Raw genomic sequence first — 24,512 nt, forward strand, 5'->3', positions numbered from 1 at the left:
CCACTTCTTGGAGTTGGTCATGATCATGCCGCCGCGCGGGCCGCGCAGGGTCTTGTGCGTCGTCGTGGTGACGATGTGGGCGTGCGGGAATGGGTTCGGATAAACCCCGCCGGCCACCAGGCCCGCATAGTGGGCGATGTCGACCATCAAGAGCGCCTCGACCTCGTCGGCGATGGCGCGGAACTGCTCGAAATCGATGGCCCGCGAATAGGCCGAGCCGCCGGCGATGATCACCTTGGGCTTGTGCTCGCGGGCGACCTCCCAGGCCTGCTCATAGTCGATCAGGTGATCCTGCATCCGCACGCCATAGGCCACCGGATTGAACCACTTGCCCGACTGGTTGACGCTCTTGCCGTGGGTCAGGTGGCCGCCGTGGTCCAGGTTCATGCCCATGAAGGTGTCGCCCGGCGTCATGGTCGCCATGAACACCGCCTGGTTCGCCTGGCTGCCGGAGTGCGGCTGGACATTGACGTACTCACAGCCGAACAGCTGCTTCGCCCGCTCCTGGGCCAGGACCTCGGCCTCGTCCACCACCTCGCAACCGCCGTAGTAGCGCTTGCCCGGATAGCCCTCGGCGTATTTGTTGGTCAGCACCGAGCCCTGGGCCTCCAGCACCGCGCGGGAGACGATGTTCTCGGACGCGATCAACTCGATCTGGTCTTGCTGGCGCTTCAGTTCGGCGTCCAGAATGCGCGCCAGGTCGGGGTCGCCCGCCTTCACGCCATCGCGGAAGAAACCATCGGGCGAGGACTGGGCTTGCATGTGGATCGTCAAGGGCGGCGCCTTTCGGGCTGATGGGACCTGGTCGGTCTGATGGGAATCTGGCGGCGGAGTGCGCTCTTTACCCGCAAATCCCGCCCGCCTCCACCGGCGCGACATCGCGCGGGAACAATCTTTCCGCTCCGGCGTTCCCGCTAAACCTGCTGCGCGGGCGCGCCCCGCGACGCCGGGCAGTGCTGTGTCGGAAAGGGGATGGGATGAGCCTTGCACCGGACCCGGAAGGGCCCACAGGCGAAGAGCTGCTTCGCCTCGGCACGGGGATCGTCTCCGCCTTTGTCAGCCGCAACGCCATTCCCGCCGACGCCCTGCCCGATGTCATCCGCACGGTGCACCAGGCGCTTGAGGGCCTCACCCATGAAGCCGCGCCGGCGCCGATCGAGCGGCAGAAACCCGCGGTGCCGATCGGCCGCAGCGTGCAGCACGACTTCATCATCTGCCTGGAAGATGGCAAGAAACTGAAGATGCTGAAGCGCTATCTGCGCTCGCGCTACGGCATAAGCCCCGACGAGTATCGCCGCCGGTGGGGCCTGCCGGCGGACTATCCGATGGTGGCGCCCGCCTACGCCGCGCGGCGGTCCGACTTCGCCAAGCAGATCGGCCTCGGCCGAGGCGTGCGGCGGCGCAAATAGCCGTGCAGCCTCGCGATGACCCTGGACTGAGCGACTTCGATCCCTGGGGCTACGAGATTTTCGATCAGGATTTCGCCGAAACCGGCGACGTGGTGATCTGGTCGCGCTCGCCTCTCGCGCCTCGGATCGGCGAGTTGTTCAACGTCGAGACCCTCTGCATCCTGCGTGAGCTGTCCGTGGTGCAGATCCACACCTTCAGGGGCGGCTGGACAGCCACCTGCCGCGCCGAGGAGCCGTAGAGCGCGCTTCCGCCGCGGGCGTCCCGGGTCTAGCCTCCCCGAAAATCATGGGAGGACACGATGAGCGTAGCTGACGCCGCGCGGGTCTGGACCGGAGAGTTCCGCAAACCCCGCAATTCCGCCGCCCAGGCCAAGGGCTCCATCCACGACGACGCCACCGCCGCCAAGCTGGGGTTCAAGGGCGGCACGGTCGCCGGCTCTATCCACATGGACCAGTTCGTCCCGGGCCTGGTCGAGATCTACGGTTCGCGCTGGTTCGAGACCGGGGCGATGTCGCTCTACTTCACCCAGCCCACGGTGGATTCCGAAGCCGTGCGCGCCACGGTCGAAGCCGGCGAGGCGCGCTGCCGGCTGACCATGCACAACGAGGCCGGCGCCCAGATCTGCGAAGGCACGGCCAGCCTTGGCCACGATCCGCAGTCCGAGCTTTCGAAGCGGCTCGCGGCCCAGACACCGGCCGGGCCCGGCGCCCTACGTATCCTGGCGGCGATGCAGATTGGTGACGAACATCACGACCTGCCCATCCGCATCGAACCCGAGGGCCACGCCGACTACCTGGAACGCGCCACCGAGCCCCTGGCCGAATACCGCGACGACGGTGTCCTGCCGCCTGCCCAGCTCGTCCACATGACCCACATGACCCGCAAGGCTGTGCTGGCCAAGGCCGCCCAGCCGTCGGTCGGCCTGTTTGGCGCCCTGGAGGTCGAGCAGATCGCGGGTCCTTTACGCGCCGGCGTCGACTACCTGGCGCGGACCAAGGTGCTGAAGTTCTCCGAGAGCCCGAAGACCGAGAACGTCTGTTACGAGGTGATCTTCACCGAAAAAGACGCCCAAACAGGCAAGGGCGGCCCCGACCTCGGCCGGGTGCTCTACCTGTTGCGGTTCATGAAAGGCTCGTCGCCCCTGTGGGCCTGAGCGGGCCGCTTAGGCCGCGACGCCGCCGACGCGCTGGATGTTGCAGTGGACCCACAGCTTCTCCAGCGCCGCCACCAGGGCGTCCATCATCTCGTCGGTGTGGGCCGGTGACGGGGTGAAGCGCAGGCGTTCTGTGCCGCGCGGCACGGTGGGGTAGTTGATCGGCTGGACGTAGATGCCGTGCTCTTCCAGCAGGATGTCCGAGATCATCTTGCAGTGGACGGCGTCGCCCACCAGCACCGGCACGATGTGGCAGACGCTGGGCATCACCGGCAGGCCGGCCGCGATCAGGCGGGCCTTCAGCGAGGCGGCGCGCTCCTGGTGCGCAACGCGGATTTCGTTGTGCTCTTTCAGGTAGCGGATCGAGGCCACGGCGCCGGCGGCCAGCGCCGGCGGGATCGAGGTGGTGAAGATGAAGCCGTCGGCGTAGCTGCGGATCGCATCGCAGATCACCGCGTCGGCGGCGATATAGCCGCCCATCACGCCGAACGCCTTGCCCAGCGTGCCCTCGATGATGTCGATCTCGGCCATCATCCCGTCGCGCTCGGCGACGCCGGCGCCGCGTGGGCCGTACATGCCCACCGCATGGACCTCGTCGATGTAGGTCATGGCGCCGTATTTCTTGGCCAGCGCCACGGTGCCCGGGATGTCGGCCACGTCGCCGTCCATCGAATAGACGCTCTCGAAGGCGATCAGCTTGGGCAGCGCCGGATCGGCGGCGGCCAGCAGTTCTTCGAGGTGGGCCAGGTCGTTGTGGCGGAAGATGACCTTCTCGCCCTTATGGGCGCGGATGCCGCTGATCATCGAATTGTGGTTCAGCGCGTCTGAGAAGATGATCAGGCCGGGGAGGATCTTGTGCAGGGTCGAGAGCGAGGCCTCGTTTGAGACGTAGCCCGAAGTGAAGAGCAGCGCGGCTTCCTTCTGGTGAAGGTCGGCCAGCTCGCGCTCCAGCTCCACATGATAGTGCGTCGTGCCCGAGATGTTGCGCGTGCCACCCGAGCCCGCGCCGGCCTCGTCGATGACGGCCTTCATGGCTTCGGTCACCACCGGGTTCTGGCCCTGGCCCAGGTAGTCGTTGGAGCACCAGACGATGACCTCGGCTTCCGAGCCGTCGTCACGGGTCCAGGTCGCCCGCGGGAACTGGCCGCGATGGCGCTTCAGGTCGGCGAACACCCGGTAGCGGCCCTCCGAGCGGACCTTCTCAACGGCGGTTTCGAACGCGGAACGATAATCCATCGACGTCTTTTCCCCGGTTCCCGCGTTGCTTAAGTCGCGCGGGCGGCCGGTTCCCTCTGATGCGCCCCCTTTTAGATGCGCCCGGGGGTTTTGGCGCCGTTGGCGGGTGTTGTCCACAATACGGCTCGTCTGAAACCTGCACCTTTTGTCACGGACCGCCGGAAATTTATGAACTGCGATCACCTAAAACGAGTCTCAGCCCGGCGCATGTCCCCGGAACAGCTCCAGGATCGCCGAGAAATCTTTGCCTCCGCCGCCGAGCCGGTCGAACAGCGCATAGAGGCCCTCCGCCTGGGCGCCTAGGGGCGTGGCCGCGCCCGCCTTGGCGGCGGCTTCCTGGGCCAGCTTCAGGTCCTTCAGCATCATCGCCGTGGCGAAGCCGCCCTCGTAGTTGCGGTTCGACGGCGCCGAAGGGACCGGGCCGGGCCATGGGCAATAGCTGGTCAGGCTCCAGCTCTGGCCGGAGGACTTCGAGGCGATCTCGAAGAACCGTTCCGGCTCCAGACCGAGCTTTTCGGCGAGCGCGAAGGCCTCGCAGGTGGCGATCATCGTCGCGCCCAGCACCATGTTGTTGCAGATCTTGGCCGCCTGCCCCGCGCCATGGTCGCCGGCCCGGATCGTGGCCCGCGACATGGGCGCGATCAGCGCCTCGACGGCCGGGAAATCGGCGTCGGCGCAGCCGACCATGAAGGCGAGCGTCCCAGCTTCAGCGCCCGCCTGGCCGCCGGAAACCGGGGCGTCGGCGAAGCGGAAGCCAGCGTCGCTCACCTGTTTGGCGACCGCACGCGCGCTTTCCACGTCGACCGTGGAGCAGTCGATCATCAAGACGCCGGATTTGGCGTTGGGGATGATCTCGCCCGCATAGACGCTGCGGACATGCTGGCCGGCCGGCAGCATGGTGATCACCGCGTCAGCGGCCTTCACCGCTTCGGCGGCGGAACCGGCGGCGACGCAGCCTGCGCCCACCGCCTTCTCCAGCGCGGTCTTCGACAGATCGAAGGCCAGGACCTCATGACCCGCCCTGGCCTGGTTGGCGGCCATGCCGCCGCCCATGTTGCCAAGGCCGATAAAGGCGATGCGGGTCATGAAATCCTCTTAAGAGACTGACTTACTTAGGTTTACGGAATTTATAGATGAACTGATCCGTCTGGCCTTGGGTAAAGCCGTCGCGGATGCCCTTGGTGTGGTCGTCGGCCGGATTCTTCAGGACCGTGCTCTCGCCTTCGTATTTGAAGCCCGCGGCGGTCACTTCCTGCTTCACCACGGCCGGATCGATGCGGTGCAGCGTCTTGGTCGAGTTCGGATCGCCGGGGTTGGCTACATGGTCGAGCACGATGAACACGCCGCCCGGCTTCAGGGCGTCGAAGATCGACTTGTCGAACGCCAGCATGTCGACGTTCGGCACGTTCTTCACGTCATGATAGTTCTGCGACGTCCAGACGACGTCGGCCTTGGTCGGGACGACCACGCCGGAGGTCAGCGGCGCGTGGATCGACTTGACGTTGGCGTAGGCCGGATCGGCCGCGATCACGTCTTGCGCCGGCGTCGGCGCGGGCTTGGCCGGATCGTTGGAGACCCGCGGCGGGCCGCTCACCGCATAGACCACGCCCTTGGCGCCCACGGCCTTCGAGAAGATGCGGGTGAAATAGCCGCCGCCCGGCAGGAAATCGACGACGGTCTGGCCCGGCTTGACGCCAGCGAATTCAAGCATCTCGGCGGGCTTGCGGTCAGCGTCGCGCTTGGTGTCGGCTTCCGGGCGTCCCTTGTCGGCCACGGCGGCCATCTGGTTGGCGTCCGGCTTGGCGTAAGCAACGCCGGCGGTGGCGACCACAGCCAGGGCCGCGGCCAAAAACAGCTTGGATTTCATTCGTCGTCCTCCCGATAGCGGTCCGTTCGGGAGCCGCCGTGACGTCAAGGTAAAGGCGTCCACTCCTCAACGGAAGGCAGGGGCGCGAAAATGCCTTCAATGAGCGTTTCGGAGACCGCTTCCAGCGTCGGCGGGTCCCAGCGGGGCGCATTGTCCTTGTCGACGATCACCGCGCGGACACCCTCCAGGAAGTCGTGCCGCTGCACCACGCGAGCGCCGATCCGGTATTCCATGGCCATGTTGTCGGCGAAGCGGGTCATGGCGCCGCCGAGCCTCAGCTGGTGAAAGGCGACCTTCATCGTCTGCGGCGACTTGGTCTTCAGGATCGCCAGCTGCTCACGGGCCCAGTCGCTGTCGGCGGCTTGCAACGCGGCGAAGATGGCCTCGACGCTGTCGCCGGCGAACAGGCGGGCGATCTCGTCGATATGGCCGGCCAGCGGCGGACGGCCGGCCTCACCTTCGAACTCGGTCAGTACGGTCTCGATGGCGTCAGGGTCATCCAGGATCGCGGCCTTCAGCGCCGGGACCTGGGCGCTCTCCACATAGTCGGTGGCGATGCAGGTGAGCTCGCAGTCCGCGGCCTTGATCCGCGCCCCGGTGAGCGCCAGCCACAGGCCGATGTGGTCGCTCATCCGCGAGAGGTACCAGCCGCCACCGACGTCGGGGAACAGGCCGATGCCGGTCTCCGGCATGGCGAAGGTGGTGCGCTCGGTGGCCACCCGGAACCGGCAGGGCCGCGAAAGCCCTACGCCGCCGCCCATGGTCACCCCGTCCATGATCGCCACCAGGGTCTTGGGGTAGTCGTGCAGCAGGGCGTTCAGCCGGTACTCGGTGAAGAAGAATTCCCGCGCCAGCCGGCCGTCGCCCGCGCCGCTCTCGGCCAGCATGCGGATGTCGCCGCCGGCGCAGAAGCCGCGGTCGCCGGCGTGGTCGATCAGCACCAGCCGCACCTTCGGATCGTCGATCCAGGCGACCAGCGCCTCGATCATCAACCGGCACATGTTGGTGGTCAGGGCATGCAGCGCCTGCGGCCGGTTCAGCGTGATGCGCCCGACCGCGCCGTCGACGCGGGTTATGACTTCGGGTTCGCCACTCATTGCCGAAAGAGCTCCCGTGCGGTGATCACGCGCATGATCTCGTTAGTCCCTTCGAGGATCTGGTGGACCCGCAGGTCGCGCACGATCCGCTCCAGCGGGAAGTCGCGCAGGTAACCGTAGCCGCCGTGGAGCTGCAGGGCCTGATTGGCCACCTCGAAGCCGGTGTCGGTCGCCAGCCGCTTGGCCATGGCGCAGTACTGGGTGGCCTTGGGATCGCGGTGATCCAACGCGTGGGCTGCGCGACGGACCATCAGGCGCGCGGCGTCCAGCTCGGTGGCCATGTCCGCCAGCCGCCATTGCAGGCCCTGGAAGTCCTTCAGCGGATTGCCGAACTGATTGCGGGTCTCAAGGTGCGACTTCGCCGTGTCGAGGGCGAGCCCCGCGCCGCCCAGCGAGCAGGAGGCGATGTTGATCCGCCCGCCGTCCAGCCCCGCCATGGCGAAGCGGAACCCCTCGCCTTCCGCGCCAATGCGGTTGGCGACCGGCACGCGGCAGTCATCGAAATTGACCTGGGCCGTGGGCTGCGACTTCCAGCCCATCTTCTTCTCCTGCGCCCCGAATGAGAGGCCCGGCGTCCCGTTCTCGACAATCACCGCGGAGATGCCCTTCGGCCCCGGACCGCCGGTGCGCACCATCACCACGTAGATGTCCGAGGTCCCGGCGCCGGAGATGAACGCCTTCGAGCCGTTCAGCACGTAGTGGGCGCCGTCCAGCCGCGCCGTGGTCTTCAGCGCCGCCGCATCCGAACCCGAGCCCGGCTCGGTCAGGCAGTAGGAGGCGATATAGTCCATGGTCGTCAGCTTCGGCAGGAACCGATGGCGAATCTCCTCGCCGCCGAACCGGTCGATCATCCAGCTCGCCATGTTGTGGATCGAGATGAAGGCCGCGGTGGAGACGTCGCCGTAGGAAAGCTGCTCGAAGACGATGGAGGCGTCGAGCCGGGAGAGCGCCGAGCCGCCGACGTCCTCCTGCACATAGAGGCCCGCGAAGCCCAGCTCGGCGGCCTTCTTCATCACCTCGACGGGGAAGTGGCTCTCCTCGTCCCAGCGGGCGGAATGCGGGGCCAGCTCGGCCGCGGCGAAGGCGCGTGCGGCGTCCTCGATCGCCCGCTGGTCGTCGGTCAGGTTGAAATCCATGGGCGCGGAGTCAGCGCGAGCCGGGGCGGCTGTCAATCGCGGAAGGCTTGCGCGCGAGGCTCCATCGGGTTCAAACGCGCGTCATGACCAAAGCGCCCCTTGCCGCCTACCCTGCCCTGCGCCTGCGCCGCCTGCGCCAGGCCGACTGGATCCGCCGGCTGGTACGCGAGACGGTGCTGACGCCAGCGGACCTGATCTGGTCGATGGTGGTGCACGAGGGCGAAGGCGAGATCCCGGTGGCCTCCATGCCGGGCGTCAGCCGCCTGTCGGTCAAGGGCTGCGCCGCCGCCGCCAAGCAGGCTAAGGCGCTGGGCATCCCAGCCATCGCCGTCTTCCCGCACATCGACGGCTCCAAGAAGGACGCCACGGGTAAGCTGGCGCTCGATCCGAACGGCGTGGTGGCCAACGCGGTCAAGGCCATGAAGGACGCTGCGCCCGAAGTCGGGATCATGTGCGACGTGGCGCTCGACCCCTTCACCGACCACGGCCACGACGGCCTGATCGAGAACGGCAGGATCCTCAACGACGCCACCATCGAGCGGCTGGTCGCCCAAGGCCTGATGCAGGCCAAGGCCGGCTGCGACATCCTCGCGCCCAGCGACATGATGGACGGCCGCTGCGGGGCGCTGCGGACGGCGCTGGAGGCCGAGGGCCTGCAGGACGTGATGATCATGTCCTACGCCGCTAAGTACGCCTCCGCCTTCTACGGCCCCTACCGCGAGGCCATCGGCTCCGGGAAGCTGGGCACGGGCTCGGTCGAGAACCCCGGCGACAAGAAGACCTATCAGATGGACAACGCCAACCAGGCCGAGGCCCTGCGCGAGGTCGCCCTCGACATCGCCGAGGGCGCGGACATGGTGATGGTCAAGCCGGGCATGCCCTATCTCGACATCGTCCGCCAGGTGGTCGACGCCTTCAACATGCCGACCTTCGCGTTCCAGGTCTCCGGCGAGTACGCCATGCTGATGGCCGCCGCCCAGAACGGCTGGCTGGAGGAAGAGCGCGCGATCATGGAGTCGCTGGGCGCCTTCAAGCGCGCCGGCGCGGCCGGGGTCATCACCTACTTCGCCCCTCGGGCGGCGCGGCTTCTCGGGGCATAGCCGGAGGCGTGCAGGGCGGGCCTTCGGACCAAATGACCAAGCGGATCGTCTACATCAATTGGGGAATCTCCAGCTTCTTCGGCTGGGGGGTTTACGGCCTGAACCTGGCCCTGCACTGGGCCGTCGATCCCGACATCGAGCCCGTCGGGTCCGTCGCCATGTCGCGGGAACGGCTGGTGGTCGATCCGCTCCGGCAGCCGTTCATCGACCGGTTCATGGCCAGATCGCAGGCCTTCCAGGGTCGCTTGAAGCCGTTCCAGAACGGCGCTGTCACTGTGGAAGGCACGGTGCTGCGCTCATGCAACGAAAGCTTCCAGGCCGGACCGGCGGAGCACGACGTCACCTTGAGCGGCAAGCCCACGATCGCCGCGACCTTCTTCGAGACCGCGCAGCTCTCCGAAGACAGCCTGCGACGCGCCGCGGACTTCCCCGTCGTCGTCACGGGCTCAACCTGGAACACCGAGGTGCTGCAGGCCTATGGGCTTCGAAATGTGCGCAAGGTCATCCAGGGCATCGATCCGACGCTTTTCCACCCCGCGCCTCGTCAGGGGCTATTCGCGGATCGGTTCCTGGTTTTCAGCGGCGGCAAGCTGGAACGCCGCAAAGGGCAGGACATCGTCGTCGCGGCGTTTCGGCGGTTCGCCGAGCGCCATCCGGAAGCCCTGCTGGTGTCGGCGTGGGGGAACCGGTGGCCGCAGTCCTCGCTCACCATCAACGACGGCGACATCGCAGCGCCGGTCCGGCTGGACGGCAGCGGCGCCGCCGACGTCGCTGGATGGGCCGCGGCCAATGGCATTGGCCCTGAGAATTTCCTCGACCTCGGCTTTGTCCCGAACGCCCAGTTGCCGTCCGTGCTGCGGGAGATGGACGTGGCGCTTTTCACCAACCGCGCGGAAGGCGGCACGAACCTCGTCGCCATGGAGTGCATGGCCTGCGGCGTGCCCACCATCCTGTCGCGCAACACCGGCCACCTCGACCTGATTGAGGACGACAACGGCTATGTCCTGAGCCAACAGGGGGAGTTGACCGGAGGCGAGGCGGGCCTGGCCACAGTCTCCGGCTGGGGCGAGAGCGAAGTCGACGAGGTCGTCGAGACGCTGGAGCGGGTCTATGCCCACCGCGCCGAGGCCCGCGATCGTGGCGGCCGTGGCGCGGCCAGCGTTGGACGATTCACCTGGGCCAAGACGGCGAGCGAGATGAAAGACGTCGTGCTGAATACGCCGCCCTAGACGCCAATCGACGGGCCCGTCCTACGGCTTGGGCGGGAAGAATCTCTGGACCAGGACGAAGAACAGCGGCGTGAAGAAGATGGCGAGCGCGGTGGCTGAGAGCATGCCGCCAACCACGCCGGTGCCGATGTCGTTCTGGCTGCCCGCGCCGGCGCCCGTGGAGACGGCCAGGGGGAAGACCCCGGCCATGAACGCCAGCGACGTCATGATGATCGGACGCAGGCGCTGGCGCGCGGCGTGCAGCGCCGCCTCGACGGGGTTCATGCCGCGCTCGCGCCCCTCGAGCGCGAACTCCACGATGAGGATGGCGTTCTTCGCCGCGAGCCCCATGGTGGTCAGCAGCCCCACCTGGAAATAGACGTCATTGTAGAGCCCGCGCAGGCTGGCCGCGAGCAACGCGCCCACCACGCCGAGCGGCAGGATCAGCACGACCGCCAGCGGCGTCGTCCAGCTCTCGTAGAGCGCCGCCAGACACAGGAAGACCACCAGGATCGAAAGGCCATAGAGCAGCGGGGCCTGCGATCCTGCGGCCTGTTCCTGGAGGGAAAGGCCGGTCCATTCCGAGCCCACGCCGCGAGGCAGCCTGGCCACCATCTTCTCGACCGCGCTCATCGCGGCGCCGGAGCTCTTGCCCGGCGCGGCCTGGCCCTGGATCTCGAAGGACGGGGCGCCATTGTAGCGCGTGAGCTGGGACGGTCCGTAGATCCAGCTCACCTTCGAGAAGCCCGAGAACGGGGTCATGCTTCCGCTGGCGTTTCGGACGTACCAGCTGGAGAGGTCGTCGGGCTTGGTGCGGAACGGCGCGTCGCCTTCCATGTAGACGTGCTTGACGCGGTTGTGGTCGACGAAGTCGCCGATGTAGGTGGCGCCCCAGACGTTGCTCAAGGTGATGTTGATGTCCGCCGGGTTGACGCCCATGGCGGTGGCGCGGACCGTGTCGACGTCGACGTGGATCTGCGGGGTGTCCTCCAGGCCGTTGGGCCGCACGGCGACCAGGCCGGGGTCGGCCTGCGCCATGCCCAGCAGTTGGTTGCGCGCCGCCAGGAAGGCCTCATGGCCGAGACCGCCGCGATCCTCCAGCTCCAGGTCGAACCCGGTGGCGTTGCCCAACTCCTGCACCGCCGGCGGCACCACCACGAAGATCTGCGCATCGCGGACGCTGGAGAACGCGCCCATGGCGCGCTCGACAATGGCCGGCGCCCGATTGGCCTTGCCCTTGCGGACGTCCCAGCCCTTGAGCTTGAGGAAGGCGATGCCGGAATTCTGGCCCGAGCCCGCGAAGTTGAAACCCGCCACCGTGAACAACGCGCTGACGTTGTCCTTCTCGTCGACCAGGAAATGGTGCTCGACGATGCGCAGGGCGTCCAGGGTGCGCGTCTGGACCGCGCCTACGGGCAAGGTGACCTGGGCGAACATCGCGCCCTGATCCTCCTCCGGCAGGAAGCCGGTGGGCATGCGCAGGAACAGCGCCGCCATGACCAGCACGATCCCGCCATAGACCGCCAGCGCAGGCCAAGGCCGGCCGATCAGCCATTCGAGGCTCTCCGCGTACTTCCGGCGAGACCAGTCGAAACCGCGGTTGAACCCGCCGAGCGGTCCGCGCTGCGTCGGTCCTCCGGGATGCGGCGCCTTCAGCAGGGTGGCGCAGAGCGACGGCGTCAGGATCAGGGCCACCAGCACCGAAAGCACGATCGCCGAAACCATGGTCACTGAGAATTGGCGGTAGATGACGCCGGTCGAGCCGCCGAAGAACCCCATCGGGGCCAGCACCGCGGCCAGGACCATGGCGATGCCGGTCAGGGCGCCGGTGATCTCGCTCATGGATTTGCGCGCGGCGTCGCGGGGCGACAGGCCTTCCTCGCTCATCAGCCGTTCCACGTTCTCCACCACCACGATCGCATCGTCGACCAGCAGGCCGATGACGATGACCACCGCGAACAGGGTCAAGGTGTTGATCGAATAGTGGAACACGGCGAGCGCGCCGAACGTGCCCAAGAGCACCACCGGGATCGCGATGGCCGGGATCAGGGTTGCGCGCCAGTTCTGCAGGAAGACGAAGAGGACGATCACCACCAGCACCATGGCCTCAGCCAGGGTCTTGATGACCTCCTGGATCGAGATGCGCACGAAGGTGGTGTTGTCGACCGGGAAGGAGAGCTTCATGCCGGCCGGCAGGTTCTGGGCGAGCTCGGTCGCGCGGGCTTTCACCGCGTCCGCCGTGGTGAGCGCATTGGCGCCGGGGGCAAGCTGCACGGCGACGCCGGCGGCCGGATGGCCGTCCAGGCGGCTCACGGAGTCGTAGCTGTCGCTGCCCAGTTCGACGCGCGCCACGTCGGCCAGGGTCACCAGGCCGCCGTTGAGCTCGCTGCGGACGACGATCTTGCGGAACTCGTCCGCTGTGGTGAGCCGCGACTGGGCGGTGACGGTGGCGTTCAGCTGCTGGCCCCGCACCGTCGGCAGCCCGCCCACCTGGCCGGCGGAGACCTGGATGTTCTGCGCCTGGATGGCGGCCTGGACGTCGGCCGGCGTCAGCGCCAGGCCCTGCAGCTTGTAGGGGTCGAGCCAGATCCGCATGGCGTGCTGCGCGCCGAACGTCTGGACCGAGCCGACACCGTCCACCCGCGACAGGGGGTCCTGGAAATTGCTGACGATGAAGTCGGCGATGTCGAAGTTGGTGTAGTGCTCGGTGGGATCCGACAGGGCCACGATCAGCAGGAAGTTGGTCCGAGCCTTGGCCACCGTGACGCCGAGTTGCTGCACCTGCGGCGGGAGCAACGGCGTGGCCGCCTGGACCTTGTTCTGCACCTGGACCTGGGCGATGTCAGGATTGGTGCCGGGCTTGAAGGTGGCGGTGATGGTGAGCTGGCCGCTGGAGCTGCTGTTCGACGAAAAATAGAGCAGCCCGTCGAGGCCATTGAGCTGCTGCTCGATCACCTGGGTCACGGAGGTCTGCAGGGTGTCAGCCGAAGCGCCGGGATAGTTGGCGATGATGGAGACGGCCGGCGGGGCGATGTCGGGGTATTGCGCGATCGGCAGGCTGCGCGCCGCCAGCGCGCCGCCCAGCATGACCACCAGGGCGATGACCCAGGCGAAGATCGGATGGTCGATGAAGAAACGCGACATCGGGGGAGCCTACGTCCCGCCCAAGGCGACACGATGAATTCGGGATGCGGGCGAAGATCGTCTTCCGGTCTGGCTCCTAATCGATAAGGCGCGCGGGTCAAGTCGATCCGCCGAACGAAACCATCGACCGGCGATACGCCATTCGGCCGAGCCAAGCGCCCGGCGATCGCTCACCGCGGCGCGCCGAGCCAATCCTGCAGGATCGCATTGACCTTCTCCGGCGCCTCCTGCTGCACCCAGTGGGAGACCTTGGGCAGGCGCCGGATGGTGAGGTCGCGGACGTAGGCGTCCGTCCCATCCAGGAGTTCGATCCCCAGCGCCGCGTCCTCCTCGCCCCAGATGATCAGGGTCGGGGTCTCGATCACCGGCCAGGGGCCGCGGAGCTTGCCGCCGAGGCGCAGAGCAGCGCGGTACCAGTTGACCATGCCGCGGATCGCGCCCGGGCGCTGGGCGTCCTTCGCGTAGCGGTCCAGCACGTCCTTGGTGAAGTTCGACTTGTCGACGGCCATGCCGTGGAAGGCGTTGCGGATAGCGCGCGCGTCGTTGGCCGCCAGGCTCCGCTCCGGCAGGCCCGGGAGCTGGAAGAAGAACATGTACCAGGACTTCTTCAACTGAGCCCAACTTCGCCTCAATTGGCCGGCCATCACCGCCGGGTGCGGGACGTTCATGATCACCAACCGCTCCAGCGGCCGGACGCGGTTGGCGGCGAAAGCCCAGGCCAGGCCCGCGCCCCAGTCGTGACCGATCAGGGTGACGGTCTTCGCGCCGCTGGCGTCGATCAGGGCGGCCACGTCCTCCATCAGCCGGTCGATCAGATAGGCGGAAACCTCGCGGGGCTTGGGTTCGGTCTCGCCATAGCCGCGCAGGTCCGGGGCCCAGGCGCGGTAGCCCATCTCGGCGAGCAGCGGCAGCTGGAAGCGCCAGGAAAAACGGCTCTCCGGGAAGCCGTGCAGGCAGAGCGCCAGGTGGTCGCCCTCGCCCGCCTCGTCCACCGCGAAGTCGAACCCGTTGGCGGCGACGCGGTGGGTGGTGATCGTCATCCCGGCTCCGTGGTGAAGTACGCGCTGTCGTGCTTGTAGCCCGGTAGCCGGATTGTCCCTGCGTCGCGCAAGCCGATCTTCTTCAGCACGGCGATGGACCCCAGGTTCGCGTGCGTGGTGATCGCCACGATCACCCGTAGGCCCAGGGTTTCGCGGCCATAGGCCAGCGACGCCGCCGCCGCTTCCGAAGCGTAACCACGCCCCCAGAACCGCTCCAGGAAGGCGTAGCCAACGTCGGGGTGCTCCAGGCCGTCGCGCTGGACCAGGCCGGCGAGCCCCGCCGCCTCGCCCGTGGCCTTCACGTCGCAGCGCCAGAGGCCGAAGCCGTTGGCCGCGTAGCCGGCGCGGGCGCGCTCGATATAGCCGCCAGCGCTCTCCAGGTCGCGCACGCCGCGGTCGCCGATATTCTCGCGGAAGCCGCGGCTCATCAGCAGCTCAAGGATGAAGGGCGCGTCCTCGGGCGTCAGCTCGTTCAGGACCAGGCGTTCGGTCTCCAGGATCACTCAGGCCTTCTCCAGCCTCGCGACCAGGCTGGAGGTGTCCCAGCGCCGGCCGCCCAGCGCCTGGACCTCTTCATAGAAGCCGTCGACCATGCGGGTCATGTCCAGCGCCGCGCCGTTGCGGCCCGCCTCGTCCAGCACCAGGCCCAAATCCTTGCGCATCCAGTCGACTGCGAATCCGAAGTCGAACTTGTTCTCGCTCATGGTCTTCCAGCGGTTGTCCATCTGCCAGGACTGCGCCGCGCCCTTGGAGATCGCCTCATAGACCGCCTGCGGGTCGAGGCCGGCGCGCTTGGCGAAGTGCAAGCCTTCGGCAAGCCCCTGGACCACGCCGGCGATGCAGATCTGGTTGACCATCTTGGTCAGCTGGCCGGCGCCCGGGCCGCCCATCAGCCGCGTGGCCTTGGCGTAGGCGGCGATCACCGGCTCGACCTTGGCGAAGGCCTCATCCGTCCCGCCGCACATGATGGTCAGCTGACCGTTCTCGGCGCCCGCCTGGCCGCCGCTTACGGGCGCATCGACGAAAGACCGACCGCCCTTGGCCGCCAGCTCCGCCATATCGCGGGCCACCACTGCTGAGGTCGTGGTGTGGTCGACCACCACGCCGCCCGCCGCCATGGCCGGCAGAGCCTCGGCGACCACCTGGCGGACGTCGTCGTCATTGCCGACGCAGAGGATGAAGACCTCGGCCCCTGCCGCGGCGGCGGCCGCCGTCGTCCCCGCGCGGCCGCCGTGCGCCGCGACCCAGCGGGCCGCCTTCTCGGGGCTGCGGTTGAACACCGCCATTTCGTGACCCGCCTTGGCCAGATGTCCGGCCATCGGAAACCCCATCACGCCGAGGCCGGCGAAAGCCACCTTCATCTCAGATCCGCTCCTCAATTCGCGCCTTAACCCTGCGCGCAACGCCATCTTAACGGGAGCCTGCGCAAGTGATTCCCTCGTAACAGGCTTGAGTGGGGCGGACTATGGCGGTGAGCGGCGAGCGGCCGATCATCATCAAGCGGATCAAGAAGGGCGGCGGTGGGGGACACCACGGCGGCGCCTGGAAGGTCGCTTATGCCGACTTCGTGACGGCGATGATGGCGTTCTTCCTCCTGATGTGGCTGATCAACACGACCAGCCCGGAGCAGAAGCGCGGCATCGCCGACTACTTCGCCCCGGCCAGCGTTTCGGAGACCACCTCCGGCGCCGGCGGCATCCTGGCCGGCACCGCGCTCGGCAACGAGGGCACCAAACAGAACGGCTCGCAGTCCATCGTCCAGGACGCCAGCCCCGACGTGAAAAACCCCAACGACGGCAAGTCCAAGGACGCCGCCAAGGGCGGCGACACCGCCGCCGACCAGGCCAAGCAGGACCAGGCCAAGCGGGAAGAAGCCGCCTTCGCCTCGGCCGCGCAGTCGCTGCGCCAAGCGCTGCAGGACATGCCGGAACTGGCGGAACTTTCGAAGAACATCATCGTCGACGAGACTCCGGAAGGCCTGCGCATCCAGCTGGTCGACCAGGAAGGCCGCTCGATGTTCAACCAGGGCACGGCCGTCCCCAACGACCGCGCCAAGCTCCTGCTGCGCGCTATCGCCAAGATCATCAACCAGCTGCCCAACCGGATCAGCATCTACGGCCACACCAGCGCCAGCTCGGGCCCCGGCGGCAAATCCGAGGGCGACTGGCCGCTGTCGTTCGCCCGCGCCGATGCGTCGCGCAAAATCCTGGTGGGCGCCGGGGTCGACAGCGACCGCGTCTATCAGGCGAGCGGCAAGGCCACCTCCGACCCACTCTATCCCGACGATCCGACGCTTCCCGGCAACCGTCGCATCGCCATTGTGTTGTTGCGTGAGGCGCCCGTGCTGCCCCCGGACCGCGGCCCTTAGCCACGCTTGGATTGCGGTCCTGCAACAGCCCTTGCGCCGGGGCGCGGCATGACGCCTAATCGAGCCAATCCGTAGAGGGCGACGGCAACTCCGTGACGCAGCATTTCCCGTCCCGACAGCTCAGGTTCTTCCTGACCGCACCCTCGCCGTGCCCCTACCTGCCGGAACGTTTCGAGCGGAAGGTCTTCGCCCACCTCCCATTGAGCGACGGGGCCGGCGTCAACGACAGCCTGACCCAGGTCGGCTTCCGCCGGTCGCAGAACATCGCCTATCGCCCGGCCTGTGAGTCGTGCACGGCCTGTGTTTCGGCGCGGATCCCGGCGGGCGACTACGTCTTCTCGCGCTCAGAACGCAAGGCGATCGCCCGCAACGAGGACCTGGAGCGGCATCTGGTCGAGGCGGAGGCCACGATGGAGCAGTTCGACCTGCTGCGCCGCTACCTCACCACCCGCCACGCCGACGGCGGCATGGCCGAGATGACCTGGCCCGACTATGTGGCCATGGTCGAGGACACCGCCGTCCGCACCCACATCATCGAGTACCGCACCAAGCCGAAGGACCGAGGCCCGGGCGAGCTCGTGGCCTGCGCCCTGGTGGACGTGATGAGCGACGGCCTGTCGCTGGTCTACAGCTTCTACGATCCCACGCAGAGCCGCCGGTCCCTAGGCTCCTTCGTGATCCTCGACCACGTGGTCCAGGCCTGCCTGACGAGCCTTCCTTACGTCTATCTGGGCTACTGGGTGCGCGGCTCGGAGAAGATGGACTACAAGGTCCGCTTCTCGCCGATCGAACTGCTGAAGCCCGAGGGCTGGACCCTGGTGGTCGGCGGCGCGGCCAAGGCGGCGAACGACACGCTCTAGGATCCATCATGGCCCGCCAGCTTCGGCTGAGCCTTCGCCGGCCCACCGTGCATACCCGCGAAACTTTCGTGCGCGGCGCCACCAACGCGCCGGCGCTTGAGGCGCTCGACGCTTGGCCGCGGTGGCCGGGTGGAACCCTGGTGCTGGTGGGCCCCGAAGGCGTCGGCAAGACCCATCTGGCGCGCGCCTGGGCGGCCGCCGTGAACGCCGTCGCCCTCGACCGGGAAGCTCCCGACGTGGCCGCCGCGGCCGGTCGGCAGGCCCTGATGGAGGACGTCGACCAAGGCGCGCCGGACGAGGCCCTGTTCCACCTGATCAACCAGGCGCAGCGCGAGGGCGCGAGCCTGCTACTCACCGCGCGGATCGCCCCCGCCGCCTGGAAAACCACCCTGCCCGACCTGCGCTCACGCCTGAATGCCCTGCTGGTGGCCGAGATCGAGCCGCCGGACGACGAGGTGCTGACCGGCGTGCTCGAGGTTTTCTTCCGTGAACGGAACATTCGCCCGCACGACGACGTCTATCCCTATCTTCTGAGACGCATGGAGAGGTCCGTTCCCGGCGCGCAAGAGATCGTGCGCCGTCTCGATGAGACGGAGGATGGGCAGATGCGGCCTGTTTCACGCGTCCTGGCGCGCGAAGTCCTGGACGACGGTACGGAAAATCTTGACCTTTTCGAGGGATGACTTGAAGCCGTCACAAGCAGGGCTCAAATTCGTGCGACCGTCATCTTTCCGGAGCGCCCAAGGCATGAGCTACGCCGAGCCGATCGTCGCTGCATCGAACGATGTGGTCGCTGCGACGCAGGCTGAGCGGGCGCCGCTGGCCTGGGACGCCGACCTCGCCGTCTCGCCATCCCGGTTCTTCAATCGCGAACTCTCCTGGCTGGCGTTCAATCGCCGGGTCCTGGCCGAGAGCAAGAATCCGCGCCACCCGCTCCTCGAACAGCTGCGCTTCCTGGCGATCAGCGCCAACAACCTCGACGAATTCTACATGGTCCGGGTCGCCGGCCTGCGCGCCCAGGTGCGCGAGGGCGTGCGCGCGCCCAGCCAGGACGGCCTGACGCCGGCCGAACAGCTGGAACGGGTCAATGCCGAGGCCGCCGACCTGATGGCCGACCAGCAACGGCGCTGGCGTGAATTGTGCGAGGCCTTGGCCGACGAACGGCTGCGCCTGGTCCAGGCCAGCGAGGTGACCAACGCCGAGCTGGATGCGTTGGAAGAGCCCTTCATCTCGCAGATCTTCCCGGTGCTGACGCCGCTGGCCATCGACCCGGCGCACCCGTTCCCGTTCATCCCCAACCTGGCGTTCTGCCTGGCGCTGAAGCTGCGCCGGCTGGCCGACAGCCGGGTGCTCTACGCCCTGGTGCCGATCCCCGCCCAGGTGGCGAGGTTCTGGGAGCTGGCGGCCCCACATCGCGGCCGCCGCAAGGGCGAACGCCGGTTCGTATCGCTGGAGGCCCTGGTCAGCCTGTTCCTCGACCATCTTTTCCCCGGCTGCGAGATCCAAGCGCAGGGCGTGTTCCGCCTGATCCGCGACTCGGACGTGGAAATCCTGGAAGAAGCCGAAGACCTGGTCCGCGAGTTCGAGCTGGCGCTGAAGCAGCGCCGCCTCGGCAGCGTGGTGCGCGTCGAGATCGACGCCTCCATGCCGGAAGAGCTGCAGGGCTTCATCACCGCCAGCCTGCACGCCGAGCCGCAGGACATCATCCAGATCGAGGGCCTGCTGGGCCTGGACGAACTGACCCAGCTGATCCCGGCCGACCATCCCGAATTGAAGTTCAAGCCCTTCGAGCCGCGGTTCCCCGAACGAATCCGCGACCACGGCGGCGACTGCTTCGCGGCCATCGGCGAGAAGGACATCCTGGTCCACCACCCGTTCGAGAGCTTCGATGTGGTGGTGCAGTTCCTCAGGCAGGCCGCGCGCGACCCCAATGTGCTGGCGATCAAGCAAACCCTCTATCGCACCAGCCACGATAGCCCGATCGTCGCGGCCCTGATCGAGGCGGCCGAGGCCGGCAAGAACGTCACCGCCGTGGTGGAGATCAAGGCCCGCTTCGACGAGGCGGCGAACCTTAAGTGGGCGCGCGACCTTGAACGGGCGGGCGTGCACATCGTCTTCGGCTTCGTGGAATATAAGACCCACGCCAAGCTCTCGACCGTGGTGCGGCGCGAGGGCGATGTCCTGCGCTCCTACTGCCACTTCGGGACCGGCAACTACCATCCGATCACCGCGCGGTTCTACACCGACCTGTCGCTGTTCACGACCGACCCGGCGCTGGGCCGCGACTCGGCGAAGCTGTTCAACTTTGTCACCGGCTACGCTCAGCCAGATCACCTCGAGAAACTTTCGTTCTCGCCGATCACCATGAAGCGCGACCTCCTGGCCTTAATCGCCCGCGAGGCGACACATGCGCTGGAGGGCCGCCCGGCCGGCATCTGGGCGAAGATGAACTCCGTGGTCGACCCGCAGATCATCGACGCCCTCTACGCCGCCAGCCAGGCCGGCGTGGAGATCGACCTGGTGGTGCGCGGCATCTGCTGCCTGCGCCCAGGCATCCGCGGCCTGTCGGAAAACATCCGCGTCAAGTCGATCGTCGGGCGTTTCCTGGAGCACGGCCGCATCGTCGCCTTCGCCAACGGCGCGCCGCTGCCCTCGTCGGAAGCCCGCGTCTATATCTCCTCGGCCGACTGGATGCCGCGCAACCTCGACCGCCGCGTCGAGGCCCTAACGCCGATTGAGAACCCCACCGTTCACCAGCAGGTCCTGCAACAGATCATGCTGGCCAATCTGAAGGACGAGGCTCAGAGCTGGTTCCTGGACGCCGAGGGCCACTACGCCCGCGATCCGTCCTGGGATCATCCGTCCGCGTTCTCCGCGCACGAGTATTTCATGACCAACCCCAGCCTTTCGGGTAGAGGGCAGAAGGTGAAGGACATGCCGCGCGCGATCGATCATGTGGCCTCGCGGGGATAGCCGGCCCGACTCCCGGCAGGCCGCCGTCATCGACGTCGGTTCGAACTCGGTCCGCCTGGTGATCTACCGGCTGGACGGGCGCGCCATCTGGACTGTCTACAATGAAAAAGCGCTCGCCGGCCTGGGCCGCGACCTGCCGTCTACGGGGCGTCTGTCCCCCGAAGGCGTCGAAGTCGCCCTGACCGCCATCCGCCGATACCGCGCCCTGCTGGACGGCTGGAGGGCGGAGGACGTCACCGCCGCCGCCACCGCCGCCGTCCGCGAAGCCGCCGACGGCCCGGCCTTCCTGAAGCGGGTGCGCGAGGAGACCGGCCTGACCGTCCGCGTCCTCACCGGCGAGGAAGAGGCCCGTTACGCCGCCATGGGCGTCATCGCCGGCCAGCCGGACGCACAGGGCGTCGTGGGCGACCTGGGTGGATCCAGCCTGGAATTGATCCGGCTTGGCGTGGCCGGCGCCGACGATGGCGCGACGTTGCCGCTCGGCCCTTTCGCCCTGGGCGCACCGCGTCAGCTCGACGCCGATCGCACCGCCAAGCTGATCGGAGCAGCGCTGGCGCCGCACGCCAGCCGCTTCGCCACCCGCCACTTCCATGCGGTCGGCGGCGCTTGGCGCAACCTGGCGCTCTTCCAGATGGAGCTCGCCGACTATCCGCTGCACGTGGCCCACCAGTACGAGATGAGCCGCGCCGACGCGCTCAACGTTTCGCGCCTGGTGGCCCGCCAGTCCCGCGCGTCGCTGGATCGCATGCAGGGCCTGTCGAAGAAGCGGATCGAGACCCTGCCCTACTCCGCTGTCGTGCTGGAGGCGCTCATCGAGGCCCTGGGGATCGAACGGATCACCATCTCGGCCTTCGGGGTGCGCGAGGGCCTGCTGCTGGAGGCCATGACGCCGGAAGTGCGTAGCCGCGACCCGCTGATCGAGGGCTGCGACGCGCTCACCGCCGCCCGTGGCGTTCCTTCCGAACTCGGCGGGGCGCTGGAAGCCTGGCTGACGCCCGCGTTCGAGAAGCTGCCCCCGGTGTTCGGCGACCGCGATCCCGTCCTGCTGGCCGCCGCCAGCCGGCTCGCCGACCTCGGCGCGCGCCTGCACCCCGACCATCGCGCCGACCTGGCCTTCGAGCAGGTGCTGCGCGCGCCGATCGCCGGCATGAACCATCCCGAGCGCGCCTTCCTGGCCAGCGTCGCCTTCTCGCGCCACACCTCGGCCACCACGCCGCCGGAGGCCGAGGCGGTCGCGCGGGTGATCGGCGCCGAGCGCCGCCAGCGGGCGCGCGCCCTGGGCGCGGCGGTGCGCCTGGGCTGTGACCTCTCCGGCCGCAACCCGCGCCTGCTGGAGAAATCCAGCCTGGCAATCCAGGGCGAGCGCCTGACCCTGACCGCCGCGCTGGGCTGGGGCGACATGCTGCTGGGCGAACAGACCGCCAAGCGCGCCCAGACCCTGGCCTCGCTGCTGAAACTGAAACTCGAACTTGGATGAGCCGATGCAGATCCTGATGACCAAGGCGGCCTTCGGGCGCGTGGGCGAGCGGCTGGCCAAGGTCGCGCCGGCCGCGCAGGTGGTCACCGCCGGCGCCGACGACGCCTACGAACTGAACGGCAAGCCCATCGACAAGGACGCCATCGACCCCGAAGTCGTCTGGCTCAGCCTCGATAGCTACGCCTCGGGAACCCTGGGCGGCCTCTACGGCCGCCTGATGAAGGCTGAGGCGCCGCGCTGGACCCAGATCATGGCGGCCGGGATCGACAACCCGATCTTCCGCAACATCCTGGAGAAGGGCGTACGTCTTTCCAAATCGAGCGCCCAGGCGACACCGATCGCCGAATATGTCGTCGCCCACGCGCTCAGTCTGCAGGTCCCGATCAGCCAGGCCGCCGCTCTGCAGGCCAGGCACGAGTGGAAATCCACGCCCTATCACGAGGTGGCCAAAACCCGCTGGCTGATGGCCGGTTTCGGCAACATCGGCCACGAAATCGCCAGGCGCATCAAACCCTTCGGCGTTCATCTTACGGTCGTCCGCCGCAGCCCGGCCGCCGAGGGCGACCTCGTGGACCAGGTGATCACCCTGAAGGACATCAAGGCCGAGCTGCCGCAGGCCGACGTCGTGGTCCTGGCCTGCGCTCTGAACGAAGAGACCCGCAACATGTGCGACGATGGCTTCTTCCGGGCGATGAAGCCGGGCGCCGTGCTGATCAACATCGGCCGCGGCGGACTGGTGGACGAGGACGCCCTGAAAGCCGGCCTCGATCGTGACCAGCCGGGCCACGCCGTGCTCGACGTCTTCCAGACCGAGCCCCTGTCCGCCGAGAGCTGGTTCTGGGACCATCCGAAGGTGCGGGTCACGGCCCACAGCTCGAACTCCGGCGACGGCAACCTTGGCCGCGGCGACGAGCTGTTCCTGGAAAACCTGCGCCGCTATCTGGCCAAGGAGCCGCTACTCAACGAGGCCGACAGGAGCGAAGTCGGACTCTGAATGGCCGAGCGCGCATAGCAAGAGGGCGGCGCCTCGGTTGCCCGAAACACCGCCCTCTGAACCAGATCCGTTGGGGGATCTGAGCCTTTGAGGTCGAGGGACCCTTAAGCTTCGCCAGGTCGCCCTGGATCGGCCGCAAGACCGCCTCGGTGTCCCCGAGGATCGAGAGCTTCGGGTCTCCCCTGACTTCCTACCCCCCGGGAGCCTCCTGCCCGCTTCCGGCCCGGTCTCCCGGTCCGCCGCGCCGCAGTCCCTCTCGGCAAGTGGAGATTTGCAAAAGCCCCGGCGGCCCGCAATGGTCCCGCCGGACGGGGCTGTGAGCGGAGATCGGCGAACGCGGTGGACGGGCTGTGGAGAACCCTGTCACATTCGCCTGAACGCTCGCGAAATCAATGCCCTGGGCTTTATCCTCAGGAACCCGCGAAGCCCTCGGAGATCAGCCCGCGCTGACGGCCTTCGGCGCGCGGCGGACCTCGACGACCCGCACGCGGGCGCCATCCAGCACCAGGGCCAGCTCGCCACGCTTCAGCTTCAGCGCGTCCTCGCCGAACGCCTCACGCCGCCAGCCTTTCAGCGCGGACGTATCGGCCTCGTCGTCATTGGCGATCTGCTCCAGGTCGGAGACCGTGGCGATCAGCTTGGACGCCACGCCGGCCTCCTCCGCCCGCGCCTTCAGGAGCACCTTCAGGAGCTCCACCACAGCGCCGGCGGCCGGCGACGGCGCGACGCGGCTGCGCTCGACCACCGGGGCGTAGGCCTCAGGGTCCTTCAGCGCCTCACGTATGGCGGCCAGCAGGTCTGGTCCGAACCGCGACCCGGAGAAGCCCTTCGGCACCGAACGCAGCCGGTCAAGCTGGTCAGGGTCGGTCGGCGCCTGGGTGGCGAGCTCATCGATCGCCTCGTCCTTGAGGATCCGGCCGCGCGGCTGGTCCCGGGTCTGGGCGGTGCGCTCGCGCCAGGCGGCCACGGACTTGTAGATCGCCATATATTTGGCCGTGTGCTTGCGGGGGCGCAGCCGCTTCCAGGCGTTCTCCGGCTCGACATCGTAGACCGCCGGATCCGTAAGGTTGGCCATCTCGTCGGTGACCCAGGCCAGGCGGCCTTCCTTCTCCAGCCGCTCGCGCAGGATCGGGTAGAGGCTGGCCAGATGGGTCACATCGGCCAGCGCGTAGGTCAGCTGGTTGTCCGACAGCGGCCGGCGCGCCCAGTCGGTGAAGCGCGAGCTCTTATCCAGCTCGATCTTCAGCATCTGGCGCACCAGCGCATCATAGGCGATCTGCTCGCCGAAGCCCGCCGCCATCCCGGCGACCTGGGTGTCGAACAGTGGCCGGGGCATGGCGGCCAGGTTGTTGAAGATTTCCACGTCCTGCCGTGCGGCGTGAAACACCTTCAGGATCGTCTCGTCGCGCAGGATCGCCAGGAAGGGCTCTAGGTCGATGTCCTCGGACA

Annotated in this window: 22 protein-coding genes; 11 read left to right on the top strand and 11 right to left on the bottom strand. The window is 67.8% G+C overall.

Annotated elements, in window-relative coordinates; all coding sequences use genetic code 11:
- Positions 1-762, bottom strand: a 762-nt coding sequence (gene glyA / locus VHS75_RS07355; protein ID WP_329637959.1) for a serine hydroxymethyltransferase, incomplete at its 3' end; no start/stop codon positions are given.
- Positions 763-977: 215 nt separating this feature from the next.
- On the opposite strand from glyA, the gene VHS75_RS07360 reads away from it, so the two are divergent.
- The 3 genes from VHS75_RS07360 to VHS75_RS07370 are packed head-to-tail and all read left to right on the top strand — an operon-like array spanning position 978 to position 2,563.
- Positions 978-1,409 carry a MucR family transcriptional regulator gene (locus VHS75_RS07360; RefSeq protein ID WP_329637960.1) on the top strand — a complete coding sequence of 144 codons (432 nt, stop codon included), beginning with the start codon at positions 978-980 and terminating at the stop codon, positions 1,407-1,409.
- Between the two features lie 2 nt (positions 1,410-1,411).
- Positions 1,412-1,648, top strand: a complete 237-nt coding sequence (locus VHS75_RS07365; RefSeq protein ID WP_329637961.1) for a hypothetical protein — start codon at positions 1,412-1,414, stop codon at positions 1,646-1,648.
- Positions 1,649-1,708: 60 nt separating this feature from the next.
- Complete coding sequence (locus tag VHS75_RS07370) at positions 1,709-2,563, top strand: hypothetical protein (protein ID WP_329637962.1); 855 nt, start codon at positions 1,709-1,711, stop codon at positions 2,561-2,563.
- A 9-nt stretch (positions 2,564-2,572) separates the two neighbouring features.
- Here VHS75_RS07370 and hemA read toward each other — a convergent pair whose 3' ends face one another.
- From hemA to VHS75_RS07395, 5 genes are all read right to left on the bottom strand, one after another.
- Positions 2,573-3,799 (bottom strand): 5-aminolevulinate synthase, encoded by a 1,227-nt coding sequence (gene hemA, locus VHS75_RS07375; protein WP_329637963.1) that lies wholly within the window; start codon positions 3,797-3,799, stop codon positions 2,573-2,575.
- A 195-nt stretch (positions 3,800-3,994) separates the two neighbouring features.
- The gene (gene mmsB, locus VHS75_RS07380; protein ID WP_329637964.1) at positions 3,995-4,885 is read right to left on the bottom strand and encodes a 3-hydroxyisobutyrate dehydrogenase; all 891 of its coding nucleotides are present in this window, start codon (positions 4,883-4,885) and stop codon (positions 3,995-3,997) included.
- Positions 4,886-4,907: 22 nt separating this feature from the next.
- Positions 4,908-5,666: a methyltransferase gene (locus VHS75_RS07385; RefSeq protein ID WP_329637965.1), complete on the bottom strand. Its 759-nt coding sequence runs from the start codon at positions 5,664-5,666 to the stop codon at positions 4,908-4,910.
- Positions 5,667-5,710: 44 nt separating this feature from the next.
- Positions 5,711-6,763, bottom strand: coding sequence for an enoyl-CoA hydratase/isomerase family protein (locus VHS75_RS07390; protein WP_329637966.1), 1,053 nt, complete (start codon positions 6,761-6,763; stop codon positions 5,711-5,713).
- Positions 6,760-7,899 carry an isobutyryl-CoA dehydrogenase gene (locus tag VHS75_RS07395; RefSeq protein WP_329637967.1) on the bottom strand — a complete coding sequence of 380 codons (1,140 nt, stop codon included), beginning with the start codon at positions 7,897-7,899 and terminating at the stop codon, positions 6,760-6,762. The genes VHS75_RS07390 and VHS75_RS07395 overlap by 4 nt, the downstream gene beginning before the upstream one ends.
- An 83-nt stretch (positions 7,900-7,982) precedes the next feature.
- Between VHS75_RS07395 and hemB the strand changes: the two genes are divergently transcribed.
- Positions 7,983-8,999 carry a porphobilinogen synthase gene (gene hemB / locus VHS75_RS07400; RefSeq protein WP_329637968.1) on the top strand — a complete coding sequence of 339 codons (1,017 nt, stop codon included), beginning with the start codon at positions 7,983-7,985 and terminating at the stop codon, positions 8,997-8,999.
- Positions 9,000-9,031: 32 nt separating this feature from the next.
- The gene (locus tag VHS75_RS07405; RefSeq protein WP_329637969.1) at positions 9,032-10,228 is read left to right on the top strand and encodes a glycosyltransferase family 4 protein; all 1,197 of its coding nucleotides are present in this window, start codon (positions 9,032-9,034) and stop codon (positions 10,226-10,228) included.
- Positions 10,229-10,249: 21 nt separating this feature from the next.
- On the opposite strand, the gene VHS75_RS07410 is transcribed toward VHS75_RS07405, so the two are convergent.
- The 4 genes from VHS75_RS07410 to VHS75_RS07425 form a co-directional block, all read right to left on the bottom strand.
- On the bottom strand, positions 10,250-13,351 hold the full coding sequence (locus VHS75_RS07410; protein WP_329637970.1) for an efflux RND transporter permease subunit: 3,102 nt from the start codon (positions 13,349-13,351) through the stop codon (positions 10,250-10,252).
- A gap of 170 nt (positions 13,352-13,521) precedes the next feature.
- Positions 13,522-14,391 carry an alpha/beta hydrolase gene (locus VHS75_RS07415; protein ID WP_329637971.1) on the bottom strand — a complete coding sequence of 290 codons (870 nt, stop codon included), beginning with the start codon at positions 14,389-14,391 and terminating at the stop codon, positions 13,522-13,524.
- Entirely contained in the window at positions 14,388-14,894 is a 507-nt protein-coding gene (locus VHS75_RS07420) for a GNAT family N-acetyltransferase (RefSeq protein WP_329637972.1), read from the bottom strand. The genes VHS75_RS07415 and VHS75_RS07420 overlap by 4 nt, the downstream gene beginning before the upstream one ends.
- A complete protein-coding gene (locus VHS75_RS07425) occupies positions 14,895-15,752 on the bottom strand; it encodes an NAD(P)-dependent oxidoreductase (RefSeq protein WP_329637973.1) in 858 nt (285 codons plus the stop codon).
- A gap of 104 nt (positions 15,753-15,856) precedes the next feature.
- Between VHS75_RS07425 and VHS75_RS07430 the strand changes: the two genes are divergently transcribed.
- From VHS75_RS07430 to VHS75_RS07455, 6 genes are all read left to right on the top strand, one after another.
- Entirely contained in the window at positions 15,857-16,759 is a 903-nt protein-coding gene (locus tag VHS75_RS07430; protein ID WP_329637974.1) for a flagellar motor protein MotB, read from the top strand.
- A 92-nt stretch (positions 16,760-16,851) separates the two neighbouring features.
- Positions 16,852-17,619 (top strand): arginyltransferase, encoded by a 768-nt coding sequence (locus tag VHS75_RS07435; RefSeq protein ID WP_329637975.1) that lies wholly within the window; start codon positions 16,852-16,854, stop codon positions 17,617-17,619.
- An 8-nt stretch (positions 17,620-17,627) separates the two neighbouring features.
- Positions 17,628-18,302: a DnaA ATPase domain-containing protein gene (locus tag VHS75_RS07440; protein WP_329637976.1), complete on the top strand. Its 675-nt coding sequence runs from the start codon at positions 17,628-17,630 to the stop codon at positions 18,300-18,302.
- A 64-nt stretch (positions 18,303-18,366) separates the two neighbouring features.
- Complete coding sequence (locus tag VHS75_RS07445; protein ID WP_329637977.1) at positions 18,367-20,592, top strand: RNA degradosome polyphosphate kinase; 2,226 nt, start codon at positions 18,367-18,369, stop codon at positions 20,590-20,592.
- On the top strand, positions 20,573-22,069 hold the full coding sequence (locus tag VHS75_RS07450) for a Ppx/GppA phosphatase family protein (protein ID WP_329637978.1): 1,497 nt from the start codon (positions 20,573-20,575) through the stop codon (positions 22,067-22,069). Before VHS75_RS07445 ends, VHS75_RS07450 begins: the two co-directional genes overlap by 20 nt.
- Positions 22,070-22,073: 4 nt before the next feature.
- On the top strand, positions 22,074-23,063 hold the full coding sequence (locus VHS75_RS07455; protein WP_329637979.1) for a D-2-hydroxyacid dehydrogenase: 990 nt from the start codon (positions 22,074-22,076) through the stop codon (positions 23,061-23,063).
- 436 nt (positions 23,064-23,499) lie between these two features.
- On the opposite strand, the gene rnd is transcribed toward VHS75_RS07455, so the two are convergent.
- On the bottom strand, positions 23,500-24,512 hold a 1,013-nt coding region (rnd, locus tag VHS75_RS07460; RefSeq protein WP_329637980.1), incomplete at its 5' end, for a ribonuclease D.

The organism is Phenylobacterium sp. (assembly GCF_036264965.1).
Taxonomy (GTDB): Bacteria; Pseudomonadota; Alphaproteobacteria; order Caulobacterales; family Caulobacteraceae; genus Phenylobacterium.

Excerpts from the sequence above, each read along its gene's own strand:
- VHS75_RS07360 (WP_329637960.1), top strand. The coding sequence starts at position 978 with ATGAGCCTTGCACCGGACCCGGAAGGGCCCACAGGCGAAGAGCTGCTT.
- VHS75_RS07370 (WP_329637962.1), top strand. The coding sequence starts at position 1,709 with ATGAGCGTAGCTGACGCCGCGCGGGTCTGGACCGGAGAGTTCCGCAAA.
- hemA (WP_329637963.1), bottom strand. The coding sequence starts at position 3,799 with ATGGATTATCGTTCCGCGTTCGAAACCGCCGTTGAGAAGGTCCGCTCG.
- mmsB (WP_329637964.1), bottom strand. The coding sequence starts at position 4,885 with ATGACCCGCATCGCCTTTATCGGCCTTGGCAACATGGGCGGCGGCATG.
- VHS75_RS07385 (WP_329637965.1), bottom strand. The coding sequence starts at position 5,666 with ATGAAATCCAAGCTGTTTTTGGCCGCGGCCCTGGCTGTGGTCGCCACC.
- VHS75_RS07390 (WP_329637966.1), bottom strand. The coding sequence starts at position 6,763 with ATGAGTGGCGAACCCGAAGTCATAACCCGCGTCGACGGCGCGGTCGGG.
- VHS75_RS07395 (WP_329637967.1), bottom strand. The coding sequence starts at position 7,899 with ATGGATTTCAACCTGACCGACGACCAGCGGGCGATCGAGGACGCCGCA.
- hemB (WP_329637968.1), top strand. The coding sequence starts at position 7,983 with ATGACCAAAGCGCCCCTTGCCGCCTACCCTGCCCTGCGCCTGCGCCGC.
- VHS75_RS07405 (WP_329637969.1), top strand. The coding sequence starts at position 9,032 with ATGACCAAGCGGATCGTCTACATCAATTGGGGAATCTCCAGCTTCTTC.
- VHS75_RS07410 (WP_329637970.1), bottom strand. The coding sequence starts at position 13,351 with ATGTCGCGTTTCTTCATCGACCATCCGATCTTCGCCTGGGTCATCGCC.
- VHS75_RS07415 (WP_329637971.1), bottom strand. The coding sequence starts at position 14,391 with ATGACGATCACCACCCACCGCGTCGCCGCCAACGGGTTCGACTTCGCG.
- VHS75_RS07425 (WP_329637973.1), bottom strand. The coding sequence starts at position 15,752 with ATGAAGGTGGCTTTCGCCGGCCTCGGCGTGATGGGGTTTCCGATGGCC.
- VHS75_RS07430 (WP_329637974.1), top strand. The coding sequence starts at position 15,857 with ATGGCGGTGAGCGGCGAGCGGCCGATCATCATCAAGCGGATCAAGAAG.
- VHS75_RS07440 (WP_329637976.1), top strand. The coding sequence starts at position 17,628 with ATGGCCCGCCAGCTTCGGCTGAGCCTTCGCCGGCCCACCGTGCATACC.
- VHS75_RS07445 (WP_329637977.1), top strand. The coding sequence starts at position 18,367 with ATGAGCTACGCCGAGCCGATCGTCGCTGCATCGAACGATGTGGTCGCT.
- VHS75_RS07450 (WP_329637978.1), top strand. The coding sequence starts at position 20,573 with ATGTGGCCTCGCGGGGATAGCCGGCCCGACTCCCGGCAGGCCGCCGTC.
- VHS75_RS07455 (WP_329637979.1), top strand. The coding sequence starts at position 22,074 with ATGCAGATCCTGATGACCAAGGCGGCCTTCGGGCGCGTGGGCGAGCGG.